Source organism: Rhodococcus sp. DK176 (assembly GCF_038447315.2).
Taxonomy (GTDB): Bacteria; Actinomycetota; Actinomycetes; order Mycobacteriales; family Mycobacteriaceae; genus Rhodococcus_F; species Rhodococcus_F jostii_A.
The window spans coordinates 4,829,010-4,848,511 of sequence record NZ_CP118321.2 but is presented as its reverse complement, the minus strand read 5'-3'; the positions used below and the strand labels follow the sequence as shown (position 1 = coordinate 4,848,511).

General features: G+C 68.1%; 19 protein-coding genes. 10 read left to right on the top strand and 9 right to left on the bottom strand.

Features of this window, described 5'->3' with window-relative positions; genetic code table 11:
- Window positions 1-69: 69 nt before the first annotated feature.
- Window positions 70-969, top strand: a complete 900-nt coding sequence (locus tag PSR88_RS22940) for a LysR family transcriptional regulator (RefSeq protein ID WP_009477562.1) — start codon at window positions 70-72, stop codon at window positions 967-969.
- Here PSR88_RS22940 and PSR88_RS22935 read toward each other — a convergent pair.
- On the bottom strand, window positions 966-1,910 hold the full coding sequence (locus tag PSR88_RS22935; RefSeq protein ID WP_029539628.1) for an alpha/beta fold hydrolase: 945 nt from the start codon (window positions 1,908-1,910) through the stop codon (window positions 966-968). The genes PSR88_RS22940 and PSR88_RS22935 overlap by 4 nt on opposite strands.
- 245 nt (window positions 1,911-2,155) lie before the next feature.
- On the opposite strand from PSR88_RS22935, the gene PSR88_RS22930 reads away from it, so the two are divergent.
- From PSR88_RS22930 to PSR88_RS22920, 3 genes are all read left to right on the top strand, one after another.
- Window positions 2,156-3,148, top strand: a complete 993-nt coding sequence (locus PSR88_RS22930; RefSeq protein ID WP_016884102.1) for an isopenicillin N synthase family dioxygenase — start codon at window positions 2,156-2,158, stop codon at window positions 3,146-3,148.
- A gap of 35 nt (window positions 3,149-3,183) precedes the next feature.
- On the top strand, window positions 3,184-3,765 hold the full coding sequence (locus PSR88_RS22925) for an NTP transferase domain-containing protein (protein WP_016884103.1): 582 nt from the start codon (window positions 3,184-3,186) through the stop codon (window positions 3,763-3,765).
- 103 nt (window positions 3,766-3,868) lie between these two features.
- On the top strand, window positions 3,869-4,297 hold the full coding sequence (locus PSR88_RS22920) for an ester cyclase (protein ID WP_011596886.1): 429 nt from the start codon (window positions 3,869-3,871) through the stop codon (window positions 4,295-4,297).
- Window positions 4,298-4,307: 10 nt separating this feature from the next.
- Here PSR88_RS22920 and PSR88_RS22915 read toward each other — a convergent pair whose 3' ends face one another.
- Both PSR88_RS22915 and PSR88_RS22910 read right to left on the bottom strand, forming a co-directional pair.
- Window positions 4,308-5,126: an ABC transporter permease gene (locus tag PSR88_RS22915; protein WP_007295540.1), complete on the bottom strand. Its 819-nt coding sequence runs from the start codon at window positions 5,124-5,126 to the stop codon at window positions 4,308-4,310.
- On the bottom strand, window positions 5,123-6,079 hold the full coding sequence (locus PSR88_RS22910; RefSeq protein ID WP_009477556.1) for a daunorubicin resistance protein DrrA family ABC transporter ATP-binding protein: 957 nt from the start codon (window positions 6,077-6,079) through the stop codon (window positions 5,123-5,125). Before PSR88_RS22910 ends, PSR88_RS22915 begins: the two co-directional genes overlap by 4 nt.
- Before the next feature lie 149 nt (window positions 6,080-6,228).
- Between PSR88_RS22910 and PSR88_RS22905 the strand changes: the two genes are divergently transcribed.
- Window positions 6,229-7,869 carry a helix-turn-helix transcriptional regulator gene (locus PSR88_RS22905; protein ID WP_016884104.1) on the top strand — a complete coding sequence of 547 codons (1,641 nt, stop codon included), beginning with the start codon at window positions 6,229-6,231 and terminating at the stop codon, window positions 7,867-7,869.
- 109 nt (window positions 7,870-7,978) lie between these two features.
- Window positions 7,979-9,076, top strand: a complete 1,098-nt coding sequence (locus PSR88_RS22900) for a flavin-containing monooxygenase (protein ID WP_016884105.1) — start codon at window positions 7,979-7,981, stop codon at window positions 9,074-9,076.
- On the opposite strand, the gene PSR88_RS22895 is transcribed toward PSR88_RS22900, so the two are convergent.
- Window positions 9,077-10,276: a PucR family transcriptional regulator gene (locus PSR88_RS22895; protein ID WP_011596883.1), complete on the bottom strand. Its 1,200-nt coding sequence runs from the start codon at window positions 10,274-10,276 to the stop codon at window positions 9,077-9,079.
- A 146-nt stretch (window positions 10,277-10,422) separates the two neighbouring features.
- Between PSR88_RS22895 and PSR88_RS22890 the strand changes: the two genes are divergently transcribed.
- The 4 genes from PSR88_RS22890 to PSR88_RS22875 are packed head-to-tail and all read left to right on the top strand — an operon-like array spanning window position 10,423 to window position 14,683.
- Window positions 10,423-11,943, top strand: coding sequence for a long-chain-fatty-acid--CoA ligase (locus PSR88_RS22890; RefSeq protein WP_029539629.1), 1,521 nt, complete (start codon window positions 10,423-10,425; stop codon window positions 11,941-11,943).
- A complete protein-coding gene (locus PSR88_RS22885; RefSeq protein WP_011596881.1) occupies window positions 11,940-13,637 on the top strand; it encodes a PHA/PHB synthase family protein in 1,698 nt (565 codons plus the stop codon). The genes PSR88_RS22890 and PSR88_RS22885 overlap by 4 nt, the downstream gene beginning before the upstream one ends.
- A gap of 24 nt (window positions 13,638-13,661) precedes the next feature.
- The gene (locus PSR88_RS22880; protein WP_011596880.1) at window positions 13,662-13,862 is read left to right on the top strand and encodes a hypothetical protein; all 201 of its coding nucleotides are present in this window, start codon (window positions 13,662-13,664) and stop codon (window positions 13,860-13,862) included.
- The gene (locus tag PSR88_RS22875) at window positions 13,859-14,683 is read left to right on the top strand and encodes an alpha/beta fold hydrolase (protein WP_011596879.1); all 825 of its coding nucleotides are present in this window, start codon (window positions 13,859-13,861) and stop codon (window positions 14,681-14,683) included. The genes PSR88_RS22880 and PSR88_RS22875 overlap by 4 nt, the downstream gene beginning before the upstream one ends.
- A gap of 6 nt (window positions 14,684-14,689) precedes the next feature.
- On the opposite strand, the gene PSR88_RS22870 is transcribed toward PSR88_RS22875, so the two are convergent.
- The 5 genes from PSR88_RS22870 to PSR88_RS22850 are packed head-to-tail and all read right to left on the bottom strand — an operon-like array spanning window position 14,690 to window position 19,476.
- A complete protein-coding gene (locus PSR88_RS22870; RefSeq protein WP_016884108.1) occupies window positions 14,690-15,859 on the bottom strand; it encodes a lipid-transfer protein in 1,170 nt (389 codons plus the stop codon).
- A complete protein-coding gene (locus tag PSR88_RS22865) occupies window positions 15,856-16,278 on the bottom strand; it encodes a MaoC family dehydratase (RefSeq protein WP_011596877.1) in 423 nt (140 codons plus the stop codon). The genes PSR88_RS22870 and PSR88_RS22865 overlap by 4 nt, the downstream gene beginning before the upstream one ends.
- Window positions 16,275-17,285, bottom strand: a complete 1,011-nt coding sequence (locus PSR88_RS22860; RefSeq protein WP_011596876.1) for a bifunctional MaoC family dehydratase N-terminal/OB-fold nucleic acid binding domain-containing protein — start codon at window positions 17,283-17,285, stop codon at window positions 16,275-16,277. The genes PSR88_RS22865 and PSR88_RS22860 overlap by 4 nt, the downstream gene beginning before the upstream one ends.
- A gap of 14 nt (window positions 17,286-17,299) precedes the next feature.
- Entirely contained in the window at window positions 17,300-18,451 is a 1,152-nt protein-coding gene (locus tag PSR88_RS22855; protein ID WP_016884109.1) for an acyl-CoA dehydrogenase family protein, read from the bottom strand.
- Window positions 18,436-19,476 (bottom strand): acyl-CoA dehydrogenase family protein, encoded by a 1,041-nt coding sequence (locus PSR88_RS22850; protein WP_016884110.1) that lies wholly within the window; start codon window positions 19,474-19,476, stop codon window positions 18,436-18,438. The genes PSR88_RS22855 and PSR88_RS22850 overlap by 16 nt, the downstream gene beginning before the upstream one ends.
- Between the last annotated feature and the right edge of the window lie 26 nt (window positions 19,477-19,502).

The window sequence follows — 19,502 nt, the reverse complement described above, 5'->3', positions numbered from 1 at the left end:
GCTGGGGAAATCGAAATTGTGTTATCTCGATTGCTCATAAGTCTTCACCGAAGGACGTAACCTCAGGTCATGGAGTTCCGACAGCTTCGCTACTTCCTCGCGGTCGGCGAGGAGGGCAGTTTCTCGCGCGCGGCGCAACGCTGCTTCATTTCCCAGTCGGCGATCAGCCACCAGATCGCCAAGCTCGAACACGAGTTGGGCACCACCCTCCTGGAGCGGTCGACACGCGCGACGCGGCTGACCGCGGCCGGCGAACGGCTCATGCCCATCGCGGCGGAGATGATGGGCCTCGAGGCCCGCGCGCTGTCGGTGGGACTCGATCCCCGCAACCGGCTCCGCATCAGCGCGAGCATGAGCTTCGCGACACAGAGCCTCGAGGCGATATCGGCTGTCCGCGAAGACTTCCCACAACTCGACATCGAATTCGTCATCAAGGACTTCACCGACCGGATGACCGCCGTCGCGTCGGGCGACGCCGACCTCGCGCTCATCCGCGGCGGCGTCGACCGGCCGGGCCTCGAAACCGTGGAATTCGGGCTCGAGGACCTGGTGATCGTCACGTCGAGCAAACACCCGCTGGCAGGGGTCTCGACCGTCGATCTGAGCGAACTGGCGCCGTACCCCCTGCTGCTGCCGCCACGCAGCAGTCAGATCCTGATCCACACCGTGGTCGAGGACGCGTTCCGGCAGGTCGGACAGCGGGTCATGCTCGGACCGTCGATTCCCAGCGACCACACCGCCACCCTCGACGTCCTCACGACCCCGCGGTCGTGGACGGTGCTGTACGCCGACACGGCCGACGCGACTCCCCGTCGCGGACTGAGCTTTCTGCGCGAGGCGCACGACCGACTGCGCATCCCGGTGTGCGGGGTCGTCCGGAGCGGAACGGCGACGAGACCCGAACTCACCCACCTGTTCCGCGCGCTCGCACAGTCGATTGCCGGGTCCCGCGGATCGGCCGAAACCTAGGCGTCGATCAGTCCGTGCCGGTCCACCCACGTGAGCACGTGGTCGAGCATCGTGTCGGGAACCTCGAGCTGCGGGGTGTGCCCCACGTTGCCGAGAATCACGCTGTCCCACCGCGGGTTTGCCGTCGCCACCTTGCGGGCCGCCGCGACCGGGACCAGTCGGTCGCGGTCGCCGTGGAGCAGGAGAACGGGTTGTGCGATCGACCGCATGGTGTCGAGGTATCGGCGCGGGCGAGCCAGGACCCGCATGAGCGACCGGCTGGCCTGAAGGAACGCCGCATCCTCGGACGGCAGCCCGCGCCGGTATCCCGCGAGAGCCGCTGCGGCGTCGAGGGAATCTTCCGACGCCCGGCTCGGCTCGGCGAAGCACAGGTCGATCATCCGCTCGACCAACTGCCGGTCCGTCAACTTCCTGCTCGAGTACTGCAGGAACCGCTCCCCCACGAACGGCGTGAAGTACATCGCGAACTGCGCGGCGATCCGCGGGTCCGGGATTCGTTGCGCGACAGGAAGTGCGGGGTCGACGAGAACCAGCGCCGAAACCGCCTCGGGGTGCGCCGCCGTCTCGAACAGCGAGATCATGCCGCCCATCGAGTTGCCCATCAGGATCACGGGACCGCCGACGACGTCGCGGAGGAAACGATGCAGCACCTTCGCATTGGCGCCGACCCCCGTCCGGCGGCGCCCGGACGGACTGAGCCCGAATCCGGGGAGATCCACGGTCAGCACCCGGGTGCGCTCCGCGAGGGCCGGTGCGATCCGGACCCAGTTGAGATGCGAGCCGCCGAGTCCGTGAACCATCACCACGGGAGGAGATCCGGTGTCGGCACCGTATTCGACCCAGTGGACGGGACCGTCGAGGTCGACGACGCTGCCGGAGCCGCCCCACTGCTGCGCGAACTCCTGCCGGGAAGGTTCGCCGACTCTGTTCGGATCCACCATGTGTCCGTCCGTTCCGACTGTTTGGCGTGTCGAGGCCACCGGCCAGTCTACGGTGCATGCCGCGCCGGGGGTGCGAAGCATGGATTGCATGTAATTTTTGTTTGGTCCGTCGGGCCGCCGACTTAACTTATGTGCCGCTCATGCATTTAACTCGCACGTCACATCCGAGACATTCCTCGTCACGTTTACGCGCAATAGTGGGCCAAACACGCAAGATTGCATGTAATCAAGAATGGAGAGACACGATGACCGGCAGCCACACGCTGAACGAGCTCGCCAAGGAATCCCGCATGGGTGGGCTCGGGACCGAGACCACCGACCGCGAGATCCGCCGAATCGACCTCTCGGACTTCGATGCTCGACGCTCCGACATCACCGAACAGCTGTGGAACGCGGCGGTCGACGTCGGGTTCTTCCAGGTCTACAACCACGGCATCGACCTCGCCGACGTGCGCCAGGCGTTTGCGATGTCCGAGCAGTTCTTCGCCCTCGATTCAGCTGTGAAGGCGCAGTACCCGCTGAAGAAGGGCTTCAACTCCGGGTGGGAGAGCAAAACCCAGGTGCGCCCGTCCATCGGCGTCCCCGACGAGAAGGAGTCGTACCAGATCACCCGGCCGCACATGGGCGACCTGTGGCCCACCGAGGAGGAACTGGCCGGGTTCCGCAACACGATGCTCGGATTCGAGGCGCAGTGCTGGGACGTGGCCATGCGACTGCTGTCGTGCTTCGCCGACAAGCTCGGGTTCGAGCGCAACTTCTTCGCCGAGGCCCACGACCCGTCGGTGGACAGCTACCAGAGCACCCTGCGGATGCTGCACTACTTCGCCATCCCGGAGCACCTTCGCGGCGACCTCGGCCTGTGGCGCGCCGGCGCCCACACCGATTTCGACTGCCTCACGCTGCTGTTCCAGCAGGAGGGCCAGGGCGGTCTGCAGGTGCTGCCGGGCAAGGAGATGGACACCCAGGAGTGGACGCCCATCGAGCCGTCCGAGGACGCGATCACCTGCAACATCGGTGACATGCTCATGCGGTGGAGCGACGACCGGTTGCCGTCCAACTTCCACCGCGTGAAGAACCCCGGACCGGACGGCGACCACGGCGCCCGCTACAGCCTCGCGTTCTTCGCCCAGGCCAACCGCGACGTCGTCATCTCCGGACCGGCGGGCAAGTACCCCGACATCACCGCCGAGGACTACCTCTACCAGCGCGTCAACGCGAACTTCGCCAAGGAAAAGTAAGTTGAACGCATGCAGCGCGGACCGGTGAGACCACGATGACGATCGGGGGCATGCTGCTCGCGGCCGGGGCCGGTTCGCGCATGGGCATGCCCAAGTCACTCGTCGTCGGCGCGGACGGAGAACCGTGGCTCGCGCGCGGCGTGCGAGTGCTGTCGGCCGCGGGATGCGAGCCCACCGTCGTGGTGCTCGGTGCCCGCGCCGAGGAGGCCGAGGACCTACTTCCCGACGGCGCCCCCGTCACCGTCGGGATCGCGGAGGACTGGCAGTCGGGATTGTCCGCCTCCCTGCGCCGGGGGCTGGAGGTCGCGGCGACGTTCGACGACGTCGATGCCGTCGTCATCACCCTCGTCGATCTCCCCGACCTCGGTGTCGACGCAATCCGGCGGGTGGCGTCGGTGCCGCCCGGCGACGCCCGAGCGGCGCTCCGTCAGGCTCATTACGCCGGCCGTCCGGGTCACCCCGTGCTGATCGGCCGGGACCACTGGCTACCGTTGCGGCGCAGTCTCACCGGCGACTCCGGCGCACGCACGTACCTCGGCGCACACGGCGCCGAGACGGTCGACTGCTCCGACCTGGGGTCGGGACGCGACGTCGATTCGCCGCGCGAACTCCGCTAGCCCCTGAACGAACGGGACGCTCGTTCGATCTGACGCAACGAGCGTCCCGTTGGTCCGGCGGAGGTGGGTGTACGCGGCGACGCGACCGGCAGACAATGGAGACATGTCACTGGAAGCGAACAAGGAATTGATCCGGCGTTTCTACACCGAGATCGACGCAGGCAACATCGACGCACTGGACGAACTCGTCGACGAGAATTACCTCGACCATTCACCGCCGCCGTTTCCCGGCCTCGAAGCACCGGGGCGCGAGGGACTGAAGCAGGTGTTCCGGTTGTTCTGGGAGGCCACACCGGGGACGCACGTGATCGAGGATCAGGTGGCCGAGGGCGACAAGGTCGTTACCCGGCTACTGTGTGCCGGAACGCAGACGGGTGATCTGCCCGGAATTCCCGCGACGGGGAATCGCATGGAAATGACCGCCACCGTCATCCACCGCATCGAGAACGGGCGGATTGCGGAGAAGTGGTCGGACAAGGACGTCCTCGCCATGCTCCAGCAGTTGGGCGTGATCCCGGCTGCGGGGCGGTGACCGCCGCCCCTCAGCGGCTGACGGCCTTCTTGTAGCGCCGGATCGCGAACGGCACGAAGATCACCAGCAGCACCGCCGACCATGCCAGTGAGGCGATGATCGGGTGCTGCAACGGCCAAGCGTCGGGAACGGTCATGTCCGGGTTGGTGTTTCCGAACAGTTCTCGCACGGCCTGCGTCACCGCGGACACAGGATTCCATTCCGCGATCACCTTCAGCGGACCGGGCAGGTTGGTGGTCTCGACGAACGTGTTCGCGATGAACGAGAGCGGGAAGATGACGATGAAGCTGGCGTTGTTGAACACCTCCGGCGTGCGGATCCACAGGCCGACCACCGCCATCACCCACGACAGCGCGTAGGCGAACAACAGCAGGAGCAGGTAGCCGAGCAGCGCTTCGCCGAGACTCGAGTGGATGCGCCACCCGATGATCAGACCCGTCAGTGACATCACGACGAGGCTGACGATGTTGATCAGGACGTCGGTGGAGGTGCGGCCGAGGAGAACGGCGGACGGGGCCATCGGAAGCGACCGGAACCGGTCGATGATCCCCTTCTGCAGATCCTCGACCATCCCGAGACCAGTCCATGTGGCCCCGAAGATGACTGTCTGCGTGAAGATCCCGGCGATCAGGAACTCGCGGTAGGACATCCCGGGAACCTGGATGGCACTACCGAACACGTACGCGAACAGCAGCACGAACATGATCGGCGACAACGTGGTGAACACGATGAGGTCGGGGACGCGCTTGATCTTGATCATGTTGCGCTTGGCGATCGTGAGCCCGTCCGCGAGCGCGGTGTGCACGGACGCGGTCTGTGGGGCGCTCATGAGACGTGCTCCTCTTCGGCTTCGTGTCCGGTCAGGGTGAGGAACACGTCGTCCAGGGTCGGTCGGCGCAGACCGACGTCGAACACCTTCACTCCTCGATCGGAGAGGCGGCCCAGCGCCTCGACGAGGGCGTCCGCACCGCCGGTCACCGGCACCGTCACACGGCGGACGTTCTCCTCCACCAGGATGTCCCCAGCGGCGAGTGGGGCCAGTTCGTCGCGCACGACGGAGAGTTCGATGCCCTCCCGGACGCTCAACTCGATGCGCTCACCGCCCACGCGGTCCTTCAATTCGTCGGCAGTTCCGCGGGCGATGACCGAACCGTGGTCGATCACGGCGATCTGGTCGGCGAGGCGCTCGGCTTCTTCCATGTACTGGGTGGTCAGGAGAAGCGTGGTGCCCCTGGCGACGAGATTGTCGATGACATCCCAGAGCGCCAGCCGGGCGCGGGGGTCGAGCCCGGTGGTCGGTTCGTCCAGGAACAACACTTCCGGCTCGGCGACGAGTGCTCCCGCGAGGTCGAGACGACGACGCATGCCACCCGAGTAGCCCTTGACGGGGCGATCTCCTGCCTCGACCAGGTCGAACTGTTCGAGCAGTTCGCGGGCGCGCGCCTTACTGCGCTTGCCCCCGAGGTGGTAGAGCCGCCCCACCATCTCGAGGTTCTCGAAACCGGTGAGGTACTCGTCGACGGCGGCGTACTGACCCGACGCCCCGATCCGGGATCGAAGCACCCGCGCATCGTGGACGACGTCGAGACCGGCCACCTCCGCCCGGCCGGCATCCGGGACGAGAAGGGTGGTGAAGACCCGCACCGCCGTCGTCTTGCCGGCGCCGTTCGGGCCGAGCAGCGCCATCACCGTTCCCGACGGGACCGCGAGGTCGACCCCGTCCAGTGCCGTGACCTTGCCGTACTTCTTGACCAGACCCTCTGCCGTTATCGCATCGACCATCAGAAGTTCCCATCCGTTGGCGTCTGGACCCAGTGTGACTCGAGGCACCGACAGGTTGCAGGAAATATTCGACGTTCCCGGCGGGCCCGGTGCGGCGGTAGTCTGAAATCCGAGCAGGTCAGCGCGCAGATCTTCGGCAGGAGACAGTGATGTCCGACGCGGCGTCGGAACTCCGGACGGGCCGTGCGGCCTTCGAACGACGAGACTGGCGCGACGCCTACGCCCGACTGTCGGGCGCCGACCGGCAGGACCCGCTGTCCGGTGACGACCTCGAACTGGTCGCCACCGCCGCCTACCTGCTCGGTGAGGACGACGCCAGCACCGAATGGTGGGAACGGGCGGTGCACGAGTGGGCCCGCGCGGGTCGGCCGGTGCGCTCCGCGCGGTGCGCGTTCTGGCTCTCGTTCGTTTTGATCATGCGGGGCGAGCAGGCGCGCGGCGGCGGCTGGCTGAGCAAGGCCCAGCGACTGCTGGACACCGCGGGGGTGGACTGCGCCGAACGCGGCTACCTACTGGTGCCGCAGGGACTGAGGCGGATCGACGCCGGTGACGGCACCGCCGCGCGCGACATCTTCCGTGCGATCACGGAGACGGGCACCCGGTTCGCCGACCCGGACCTGACGACGCTGGGGGTGCTGGGCACCGGTCATTCGCTCGTCCTGCTGGGGGAGGTCGCCGACGCGGTGTCCGCGTTCGACGAGGCGATGGTCGGGGTGACGTCCGACGAGGTGTCCCCGGTGGTGGCGGGGATCGTGTACTGCGCCGTGATCGAGCAGTGCCAGAACATGTGCGATCTCCGCCGGTCCAGGGAATGGACTGTGGCGCTGGAGGAGTGGTGCTCTTCGCAACCCGACCTCGTCCCCTACCGCGGTCAGTGCCTCGTCCACCGCGCCGAGATCCTGCAACTGCAGGGCGAGTGGCCCACGGCGATGGACTCGGCGCGGCGGGCGCACGAGCGGCTCGCCTCGCACGCCGCGGCCGGGTCCGCCGCCTACGTGATGGCCGACCTCCATCGCCTGCGCGGCGAGGTAGCCCAGGCCGAGAAGCTGTTTCTGGAGGCGAACCGCTGGGGCAGGCGGCCGCAGCCCGGACTCGCGCTGATGCGGATGGCGCAGGGGCGGGTCGGCAGCGCGGTCGCTTCGATCCGCTGTGCGGTGGACGAGTCCACCGGCGCCGTGGAACGCGCCCGGCTGCTGCCCGCCTGCGTGGACATCCTGCTCGCTGCCGGCGACGTCCCGGCGGCTCGCGCCGCAGCCGACGAACTCGACTCGATTGCAACACGATTCGCGATCCCCTACCTGTGCGCACTGTCCGCTCAGGTGTCGGGGTCGGTGCTGCACGCCGAAGGTCGGGGCAGCGACGCGCTGACCGTTCTGCGGGACGCGTGGCGACGCTGGCAGGACATCGGCGCTCCCTACGAGTGCGCGCGGGTCCGGGAGTCGGTCGCGCTGGTGTGCCGCGACCTGGGGGACGACGACACCGCGCAGATGGAGCACGACCTCGCGTCCGCCACCTATCGGCAACTGGGCGCGGTCCCGGATCTCGAGCGACTCCGGGCGGAGTTCCGCCCCGACCCGGCGGTCAGCACTCCCCTGACCCCGCGTGAGGTGTGCGTGCTCCGCCTCGTGGCGGCGGGCAAGAGCAACCGGGCGGTGGCGACGGAACTGTTCCTCAGCGAGAAGACGGTCGCGCGGCACCTGAGCAACATCTTCGTCAAGCTGGGGATCTCGTCGCGGTCCGCGGCCACGGCCTATGCGTACGAGCATCGCCTCGTCGGGCCGTCTGCATGAAAGTACCCATACGGTCGTACGTATCTGCGCCATTCTCCCGACGCGCCGAGATGGGCCCGGTCATAGCGTTGAGCATGACCACCGATCACCTCAGGGAAGAAGGCAGACGATGTCCACAGAACGCTTCGAGACGATCGTGATCGGCGCCGGACAGGCCGGCCTCGCCACCGGATACCACCTCACACGATGCGGGCAGCGATTCGTGATCCTCGACGCCCACGACCGCGTCGGAGACGTGTGGCGGGAGCGATTCGACTCGCTCCGGCTCTACAGTCCCGCCCGGTACGACGGCCTGCCCGGCTGGGGAATTCCCGCCCCGGCGTGGTCCTGGCCCGGGAAGGACGAGGTCGCCGACTACTTCGAGGCCTACGCGCAGCGATTCGCGCTCCCGATCCGGACCGGCACCACCGTCGACGGCCTGTCCCGTGACGGCGACCGTTACGTCGTCACCGCCGGGACGGACCGATTCGAGGCCGACAACGTCGTCGTCGCCTCCGGGACCTGGCAGTCCCCGGTCGTCCCGGATCTCGCCGAGCGCCTCGACCCCGGGATCCGGCAACTGCATTCGAGCGACTACCGCAATCCGTCCCAACTGCAGGACGGGCCGGTGCTGGTGGTCGGGTGCAGCCACTCCGGCGCGGACATCGCGCTGGAGGCCTCCCGTTCGCATCGCACCACGATCTGCGGGCCCGTCCGCGGGGAGGTGCCGTTCGACATCGAGGGACGCCTCGCCCACCTCGCGGTCCCGATCATGTGGTTCATGGCCAATCACGTTCTGACGGAACGCACCCCCGTCGGCCGGAAGATGCGCACCCACGTCCGCTCGGGCGGCGGACCACTCCTGCGGGTCAAGCGGGCCGACCTGGCTGCGGCCGGTGTGGAGCACTTCCCCGCGAAGGTCACCGGCGTCCACGACGGCAGACCGGTCCTCGACGACGGCACCGCATTCGACGTCCGCAACGTCATCTGGTGCACCGGGTTCCGCAAGGACACGTCGTGGATCCAGATCCCCGTCACCGGCTCCGACGGGTGGCCCGAGCAGTCCCGCGGAGTCTCACCGGACCATCCGGGACTGTATTTCGTGGGGCTGCCGTTCCTGCAGGCATTTGCGTCGATGCTCACCGGCGGCGTGGGCCGCGACGCCGCGTACGTCGCGAAACACATCGCGAAACGCGTGGTCGTCCGCTCGCCGGAGGCGGTCGCCTGACTACGTCTCGGAGGCTCGCGGCCGGCGGCGCTCGATCTCGAACGCCAGGCACAACTCGGCCACGTCCCGCGGTCGCGAGAGAGACCTGCCGGTCCGCTCCTCGATCCGGCGCAGCCGATGACGCACCGTGTTGGGGTGGCAGAAGATCGCGGTCGCGGTGTCGTTCGCCGAGCCGCCGGTGTCGAGCCAGGCCTCGAAGGTGGTCACCAGGATCTGACGCTCCGCGTCCGGCAGCTCGTCGAGGGGGCCGAGGATGGACGTCCGGATGCGGGTCATCGTGTCGGGTGCGCTCGCGGCGGCGAACGCGAGCGGGGAATCGTCGAACAGCGCGACCAGTGACTTCGACGAGGGTTCACCCGCGATGGCCAGCCGGGCGAGACGCAGCCCCTCACCCGTCTCGGCGAGATTGTCGAACCGCGGGCTGATCCCGACACGCGACGATGCGACGCCCTCGAGAACCTCGACGACGGTACCGAGCACCGCCGGCGCCCGGAGGTAGACGATCCCGACCTGTAGGTCGGGAAGCAATCGCCACGCCGAGCGGATGTCGCGCACGTCCAATTTGCTCGCGATCTCGGGGAGCCCCAGTCGTCCGATCTCTGGAACCTCGGCTGCTACAACGACATAGGGACCCGAAGTGGGCAGGCGCAGGGTGTCGGCGATCTCCCACAGATTGTGCCGGTCGGTGATCCGCCGGAACAGAAGCGCTTCCACCAACGCGGACCGCTCCTCCTCGTGGCTGAGGATCTGAATGGTGAGCTGCTTCCGGTAGGCGGTGGTCATCGCCTGGGTGAAGGTGTCCTGGGCGAGCAGTATCTGCGACGTCGCATCCAGGATCGAGTCGATCGACAGGTCGCCGTTCCGGCGTGCCTCCGCGATTGTCGCCTCCCACATGAATCGGAACCCCACACGGTATGCGTCCATGACGGCCGGCAACGGAACACCGGCGCGGGCTCGCGCGGTACCGGTCTCCGCCGCCGCGGGAATGTCCGGGTCGGCGTCGCCGGACAGTTGCCGGAAGACGAAAGCGATGTTGGCGGCGCAACTTTGCCGGAGCTCGTCCTTCGCGACGACGGCACTCGAACCGTAGAAATCGACTTGCACCCGGATCAGATCGGCGAGCTCCGCACCCAGTTCGTCGGCGTGGCCGAGCATCACCCTGCCCATCGCTGCGACAGAGGGGTCGGGGGACGCAGCCATACCGGACACGATAGTCGGCGGGACCCGGGCACTGTGGCCGGGCACATTCTGGGGGCCGTCATGTTGTTCCCGCCACCATCGCACTTCGCTACGTGCGAGGTCACGATGGAAAGCAATCGACAACCGGTACCGAGTGGAGACCCATCTTGCCGAATCTGAGCATGAATCTCACAGCGTCCGCCCGAGACGTTCCCGGGAACGTCGCCCTCCGGTGCGACGACCTGCAGCTCACCTTCACCGAGTTCGACGACGCTGCCGCCCGGCTCGCCACCGTCCTCGAACGCGCCGGCATCGCACCGGGCGACCGGGTCGGGTTGATGCTGCCCAACACCCCCGCGTTCGCGATCGTCTTGTACGGCATCCTGCGGCGCGGCGCGATCGCCGTCCCCATGAATCCGCTGCTGAAATCGCGGGAGGTGGCGTTCTTTCTGTCCAACACGGGCGCGACGGCACTGTTCGGGTCGCCGGGGTTCGCGGATGCGGCCACCGCCGCCGCGGCGGCGACGGGCGCGCGGTGCTGGCTGGTGGACGACGCGGGTCTCGACGACCTGATGGCCGACGTTCCGCCGCAGCCGCGTCCGGTCGATCGCACGGACACCGACACCGCCGTCGTGCTCCACACGTCCGGGACGACCGGCAAGCCCAAGGGCGCGGAACTAACCCACGGCGGACTCGCGCGGAACGCCGAGGTCACCGCGCGCACCCTGCTCGAGATCGGGCCCGCCGACGTGGTGATGGGATGTCTGCCGCTCTTCCACGTGTTCGGCCTGACCTGCGGGCTGAACGCCGCCGTGTCGGTCGGTGCGACCCTCACGTTGATCCCGCGGTTCGAGCCACGCAAGGCGCTCGAGGTGGTCGAACGTGACGGTGTCACCGTCTTCGAGGGTGTCCCGACGATGTACTCGGCGCTGCTCGGCGTGGCGTCCGAGTTTCCGGAGTCGGCCACAGCGACACTCCGCGTCTGCGTATCCGGCGGCTCGGCGCTGCCGGTGCAGGTGCTCACCGACTTCGAGGAGGCCGTCGGGGCCGTGATCCTCGAAGGGTACGGACTGTCGGAGACCTCCCCCGTCGCCTCGTTCAACCACCCGGGCCGCGAACGCAAACCCGGCACGATCGGCACTCCCATCGAGGGCGTCGAGATGCGCGTGGTCGACGACGCGGGCGCCGAGGTGGCGCAAGGCGAACCCGGCGAGATTCAGATCCGCGGCGGCAACGTGATGAAGGGCTACTGGAACCTGCCCGACGCCACCGCGGCGGCCGTCTCCCCGGACGGCTGGTTCGCCACCGGCGACATCGGAAAGGTCGACGAGGACGGGTATTTCGTCATCGTCGACCGGAAAAAGGACCTGATCATCCGTGGTGGTTTCAACGTCTACCCCCGCGAGGTCGAGGAAGTGCTCTACGAGCACCCCGCGGTGGCCGAGGCGGCCGTCGTCGGTGTTCCGCACGAGTCCCTCGGCGAGGAGATCGGCGCCGCGATCGCGCTCAAAGCGGGTGCGCACGCCGACCCCGCCGAGCTGTGTGACTTCGTCAGGACCCGGGTCGCCGCCTACAAGTACCCGCGCAAGATCTGGCTCGTCGACACCCTTCCCAAGGGCCCGACCGGCAAGATCGTCCGCCGCGAGATCACCGTCCCCGCTTCCACCACCGAAAGCACCGCACCGTGACCACTGCACCCTCGTTCACCAGTCCCGACGAACTCGCCGTCCCCCTCGACCTCCTGCTCACGAAGCCGACGCGCGGGCTCCCGGCGAGAATGCAGCCGAACAGTTCGTGGACGCGTTTCGGGTTCGAACTCGCCAAGCAACCGCGCACGCTCGCCTCCCGGGGCGGGGCCCTCGCGCGTGAGCTCGGCGCGATCGCCGCCGGCCGGTCCGATCGTGCCCCGGCCAAGGCCGACAAGCGTTTCAGTGATGTCGCGTGGCAGCAGAATCCGCTGCTCCGTCGCACCATGCAGGCCTATCTCGCGGCATCGCACACGAGCGAGGCCCTGCTCGCCGACGCCGGCCTGGACTGGCGGGACACCGAGAAGATCCGGTTCGTCCTCGACAACATCGTCGAGGGCCTGTCCCCGACCAACAGCCCGCTCCTCAGCCCGCTCGGGTGGAAGGCACTGATCGACACCGGAGGTCTCAGCGCCGTCCGGGGACTGCGTGCCTTCGCCCGGGACATGAGTTCCCAGCCGCGGGTACCCGCCATGGTCGAGCCCGACGCGTTCGCGGTCGGCGAGACCGTCGCCACCACCAAGGGCGCGGTGGTGCTCCAGACCCGGGCCTTCGAGCTGATCCACTACACACCGCAGACGCCGACCGTCCGCTCGACCCCGCTGCTGATCGTGCCCCCGGTGATCAACAAGTACTACATTCTCGACATCGCTCCGGGACGGAGCCTGATCGAGTACCTGCTGCAGCAGGGCCAGCAGGTGTTCACGATCTCGTGGCGCAACCCTCTCGCCCGTCATCGCAGTTGGGACGCCGACACCTACGGCCAGGCGATCATCGACGCGCTCGACGCGGTGGAGCAGATCACCGGCGCCGATCGAACGCACCTGCTGGCCACCTGCTCGGGCGGCATCCTCGCCGCCATGACGGCCGCCCATCTCACCGAGATCGGTGAGGGCGACCGGATCGCCGGGCTGGCGCTCGCCGTCACCGTGCTGGACCAGAACCGGGCCGGATTCGCCTCGGCCGCGCTGAGCGAACGCGCCGCGAGCGCCGCGATCCGGGCGTCGTCCGCGCAGGGATACCTCGACGGCCGTACCCTGGCCGAGGTGTTCGCCTGGCTGCGCCCGACCGACCTGGTCTGGCGGTACTGGGTCAACAACTACGTGCAGGGACGTCGCCCGGCGGCCTTCGACGTGCTGTTCTGGAACTCCGACACCACCCGGATGACGGCCGCCCTCCACCGCGACCTCGTGATGATGGCCTTGCGGAACGCACTCACCACGCCCGGCGCGGTGAGCATGCTGGGCACCCCCGTGGACCTGTCGACGGTCACCGCCGACGCGTACGTGATCGGCGGTATCGCCGACCACATCAGCCCGTGGCAGTCCGCGTACCGTAGCGCCCGCCTGCTCGGCAGCAAGGACAACCGATTCGTCCTCTCGTCGAGCGGCCACATCGCCTCTATGGTCAACCCGCCGAACAACCCGCGCGCGTCGTTTCGCTTCGCCCAGGCCGACCACGAGACCCCCGAACAGTGGCTGGACACAGCCCAGACGGCGACGGATTCGTGGTGGCCAGACTACGCGCAGTGGCTCGGTGAGCGCAGCGGCCCCGAGATCGACGCGCCACAGAGCCTCGGCACCGGCGAGTATCCACCCGTGGCCCCGGCACCGGGCACCTACGTGCACCAGAACTGATACCCGACACACCCGAGGACAACCATGACCCTTCACCTTGCACAGCCGTCCGACCTTCTCGGATTGGTCGGGCAGACCGTCGGCACGACCGGTCCGCTCGGCACCACCGTCACCGCGGCGCAACGGAAACCGGCCGGTATCGAGGTGGCGTTCGGGTTCACCTACGACATCGAGGGGGCACAACGGCCCCCGTGCATCGCCGGGGGCGCGGTGTTGTACCGATGAGCGTGACCGAATTGTTCGCGGACCGCGGCGGGGACGACACCTACATCGTCCCCGTCGGCGGCCAGCGGATCCGGGTGAAGGTCCGTCGCGGAACCGGGGTGCCCCTGGTGTTGTGCAACGGGATCGGCGCCGGATTCGAGGTACTCGAACCCCTGGTGCAGAAGCTGGATCCGGAACGGCCGATCGTGCGGTTCGACGTTCCGGGGACCGGTGGGTCGCCCACCTCGCCCCTGCCGTACGGGTTCCCCTACCTCGCGTGGGTGCTGGGCCGGTTGCTCACCACACTGGGTATGGGCGTCGTGGACGTCCTCGGGCTGTCCTGGGGCGGCGCCCTCGCCCAGCAGTTCGCCCTGCAGAACCCGTCCCGGTGCCGTCGGTTGGTCCTCGTCGCGACCGGGACCGGGGTACTCATGGTTCCGGGTAGTCCCCGGGTACTGGGGAAGATGCTGACGCCGCGCCGGTTCACCGACCCCGGTTATGCTGCCTCGATCGCCGGCGACCTGTACGGCGGGAGCGCACACCGCAAGGGTGACGACGTCGCGAAATTGTTCCTGCAGCAACTCCATGCCGGTTCCCTCGTCGGCTACCTCCACCAACTGCTGGCCGGATCGGTATGGACCAGTCTGCCGGTGCTGCCCCTGATCCGGCAGCAGACGCTGATCGTCGCGGGAACCGACGACCCCATCATCCCGGTCGTCAACGCGCACATCATGAATCGACTCCTGCCGCATGCGACGCTGCATCTGCACTCCGGCGGGCACATCGACATCGTCACCAACGCAGGCGCTCTCGCGCCGGTGATCGGTACCTTCCTGCGCTGATCGGACTCAGGCCGTCAGCACCAGACCCGACGTCGGAACGCCTGTCCCTGCGGTGACGAGAACGTTCTGCACGCCGGAGACCTGGTTCACGGACGTGCCGCGGATCTGTCGCACGCCCTCGGCGATGCCGTTCATCCCGTGGATGTAGGCCTCGCCGAGCTGGCCTCCGTGGGTGTTGAGCGGCAGGCTGCCGTCGAGGTCGATGGCGCCGTCGGCGATGAAGTCCTTGGCCTCACCGCGGCCACAGAAGCCGAGTTCTTCGAGCTGCATCAATACGTATGGGGTGAAGTGGTCGTAGAGGACGGCCAGATCCATGTCCTGCGGTCCGAGCCCGGCCTGATCCCACAGCTGCGTGCCGACCAGCTCCATCTCAGGCAGTCCCGCGAGCTCCGGGCGGTAGTAGCTGGTCATGATGTACTGGTCGCTGCCGCTCCCCTGGGCCGCCGCCGCGATCACGGCCGGTTTCTGCTTCAGGTTCTTCGCCCGCTCCGGTGACGTGACCACGATCGCGATGCCGCCGTCCGACTCCTGGCAGCAGTCGAGCAGGTGCAGGGGCTCGGCGATGAAGCGGGAGTTCTGGTGGTCGTCGAGCGTGATCGGTTTGCCGTAGAAGAAGGCGTTCGGATTGGTGGCGGCATGCTTGCGGTCGGTGACCGCGACCCGACCGAAATCCTCACTCGTAGCGCCGTATTCGTGCATGTACCGCTGGGCGACCATCGCGACGAACGCCGCCGGCGTCGACAGGCCGTGCGGGTAGGAGAACGCGTTGTCGGTACCCGACGAGTTCACCTGCTGCACCAGACCGGAGTTCACCTGCCCGAAGCGCATCCCCGACCGCTCGTTGAACGCCCGGTACGCCACCACCACGTCGGCGACACCGGTGGCCACCGCCATCGCCGCCTGCTGCACGGTCGCGCACGCCGCACCGCCGCCGTAGTGGATGCGGCTGAAGAACTTCAGATCCGGAATCCCGACCGAACGGGCCACGGCCGCTTCGGTGTTGGTGTCCATCGTGAAAGATGTCAGGCCGTCGACGTCCGCGGGGGTCAGCCCGGCGTCGTCGAGCGCCGCCGTGACCGCCTCTGCCGCCAGCCGTAATTCGCTGCGGCCCGAATTCTTCGAGAAGTCCGTGGCGCCGATACCGGCGATGACAGCCTTGCCCGACAGCCCGCTCATGCACCCGCTCCGTTCGTGCGTCCGTCCAGGACGAGGGTCACCTTCGACGTGATGTGGTCGCCGAGAGCGTTCTTCCCGACGACGTCCAGCGTGACGACGCCGTCGCCCACCGACGCCACCGTGCCGCTCAGGGTGAGGGTGTCGTACGCGTACCACGGAACGCCGAGGCGCAACGCGATCGACTTGATCACCGCGTTCGGCCCCGCCCAGTCGGTGACGAACCGCTGCACCAGACCCGTGTCGGTGAGGATGTTGACGAAGATGTCCTTCGACCCACGTTGCTGCGCGAGGTCGCGGTCGTGGTGGACGTCCTGGAAGTCGCGTGTCGCCAGTGCGGCCGAGACGACGAACGTCGGGTCGCCGGTGACGGTCAATTCCGGAAGCGTCGTTCCCACCGCGACATCGAGAGTGGACGTCATGACTGCTCCTTCGCTCCGCGCTGCCACGCGTACAGGGTCCACGGCGTGCCGCCCGTCTCGTCGTCGCCCGGGAAGTCGAGGTAGATCGCTTCCACCGGCATCCCGACCGTCACCTCGGCGGGGTCGACGCCGCGCAGCTCACCGAGCATGCGGACGCCTTCCTCCAGTTCGACCAGCGCCACTACGAACGGCAGCGAGCGTCCCGGCACCTTCGGCGCGTGGTGGACCACGTAACTGAACACGGTGCCGCGGCCCGACGCGACGACGTAGTCCGTCGTCTCCGTCTTGTCCTTCCACAGCGCGGGCACCGGTGGGTGCTGCAGCGATCCGTCCTCACGCTGCTGGATCCGCAACTCGTGCGCGGCCACCCCGTCCCAGAAGAACTGGGTGTCCTGCGAGGCGCTGGGCCGCATCAGCTTGGTGGGGTCCAGATCGTCGAAAGATGCACCCTGCCCGTTCGCCGACGGTGACACCGGTTCGGCGGGTTTGGGCGCGAACTTCAGGATGCGGAACAGCATCTCGGCGACGACCTCGTCGGTGCCGTCGTCGCCGGCGACCCGCCACAGGCTGCGGGTGGTGAAGAACCACCCCTCACCGAGGCCCGTCTTCTTCGGACCCACGAGGTCCTCGAGGGTCGTGGTGATGGTGACCTCCTCACCGACCCTCAGGTAGCGGTGGTAGATCTGATCGCAGTTGGTGGCGACGACGGACGTGAACCCGGCCTCGTCGAGGATCGTCGTCATGCGGCCGAGCGGGTCGTCGGGTTGCCGGACGGCGTTCAGCCCCTGCATCGTCCACACCTGCGCCATCGCGGGCGGGGCCACGATGCCGTCGTGTCCCGCTGCCCGCGCCGCCGCCTCGTCGACGTAGATCGGATTCCGGTCGCCGATCGCCTCCACCCAGTTGCGGATCATCGGCAAGTTGATCGGGTCACGTCCGGGGCGAGGGGCGCTCGGACCCGCCGACCGGACCTCGTCCGCGGCAGCGAGAATCTGTTCGGAACTCATTTCGCGCGGCGCTCCTATCGCGGGACTCGGGGAAGTTTCAGGCCGGCTGTCGCGATCAGCTCACGCATCACCTCGTTGACACCGCCACCGAACGTGATGACGAGGTTGCGCTTCACCTGCATGTCGAGCCACCTCATGAGATCGGCGGTCTCCGGCTCGGACGGGTCGCCGTAGCGTCCGACGATCTCTTCGACGAGCCGGCCGATCCGCTGAATACGTTCGGTGGCGAACACTTTCGTCGCGGACGCGTCGGCGATGTCGACGGCGTCCGCCTCACTCGACGCCACCTGCCAGTTGAGTAGTTCGTTGAGGCGGAACGTCGCGTGGATCTCGCCGAGCGCGCGCCGCACGTCCGGCTCGTCGAGCAGGTCGTGCGCGACCGCCCAGTTGCGGATGCGGTCGTAGAGACCGCCGACCCGGCCCGCCGGCCCGAGCATGACGCGTTCGTGGTTGAGCTGGGTGGTGATGAGTCGCCAGCCCTGATTCTCCTCACCGACCAGCATGTCGGCGGGAACCCGGACGTCGGAGTAGTAGGTGGCGTTGACGTGATGCGCACCGTCGCACGTGATGATCGGCGTCCAGCTGTAGCCCGGGTCCTCGGTGTCCATGATCAGGATGGAGATGCCGCGGTGACGCGAATCCGCCGAGCCCGTCCGGACGGCGAGCCACAGGTAGTCGGCGTCGTGACCGCCGGTGGTGAAGATCTTCTGCCCGTTGACGATGTACTCGTCACCCACGCGCACGGCAGTGGTCCGCAGCGCCGCGAGGTCGGTGCCCGCTTCCGGTTCGGTGTAGCCGATCGCGAAGTGCACCTCGCCGGCGAGGATCGCGGGCAGGAACTTGCGCTTCTGCTCCTCCGTCCCGTACTTCTGCAGCGTCGGACCCACCGTTTGCAGCGTGACCGCGGGCAGCGGAACGTCGGCGCGGGTCGCCTCGTTGACGAAGATCTGCTGCTCGATCTCGCCGAAGCCGCGGCCCCCGAACTCCACCGGCCAGCCCACCCCGAGCCAGCCGTCCTTGCCCATCCGGCGGATGACCTCGCGGTAGGTGCTGCCGTGGCGTTCCGTGCGCATCACCTCGGCCTCGGCAGGCGAGATCAGCCCGGAGAAGTAGCGCCGCAGTTCCGCTTGCAGCTCACGCTGCTCGTCGGTCAGATCGATGAACACCGGGCCCCCACGAGGTCGAGTCGGTACGAGGCGCCGCCCACGAGGCGGGCCAGGTCTTTGGCGGTCGAGTAGTAGCGGTGCAGCGGGTACGTGACATCGACGCCGATCCCGCCGTGCAGGTGGTGCAGAACCTGCATGGCGGCAGGCACTTCGGCGGCGATCCAGTACGCCATCACGTCCAGATCGTCCTGGGCGTCCAGGCCTTCGGACACCCGCCACGACGCCGCGAGCGCCGACACGTGGAGGGTGCGGGACGTGACGTAGACGTCGGCGATCTGCTGCGAGACGGCCTGGAACGTGGCGAGCGGCTTGCCGAACTGGTGGCGCGTCGCGAGGTGTTCTCCTGCCAGAACCGTTGCCCCCGACAGCAGTCCGTCCGCGACCGCTCCGATGGACGCCAGGGCGATGCGGTACAGCGTCTGCACCGCGTCGTCGCCGGCCGCGAGCAGTTCACCGAGCGCGCCGTCGAACATGATCGCGAATTCCGGGCTACCCGACGCCGAGGGGGTCGGCGTGAGCGTGACGCCCTCCGCGCCCGGGTCCACCAGCACCACCCCGGTGTCCGTGGGCACGAGGATCCGGTGTGCCCGCTCGGCGAAGGGAACCGCGAGCACGCGCCCGGTGACGGAGTAGCCGTTCCCGTCCGCGACCGCGGTCACCGAGGGCCGGGCCGGGAACTGCGCCCCGGGTTCGGCGAGCGCCGCGGTGAACGTGCGGCCGTCGGCGAGACCGGTGAGCAGTGCGTCCTGTTGGGCGTCGTCGCCCAGCGCGACGATGGGCAGCACACCTAATCCGAGCGTTGCGAGGGCCGGGACCCGAGCCGCCTTCCGCCCGACCTCGGTGAGCAGCGCACCGACGTCGGTGACCGAGAGCCCTTCACCGCCGAGACGTTCCGGCAGTGCGAGGGTCAGCAGGTCGGCGTCGGCGAACGCGGCCCAGAGGGCGTCGTCGTCGAGGTCGCGGGCCAGCAGTCCGGCCGCGACCTGGGCCACGGCCTCCTGGGTTTCGTCTCGAGTGAAGTCCACGCTGACAATCCCACTTTCAATTTAGA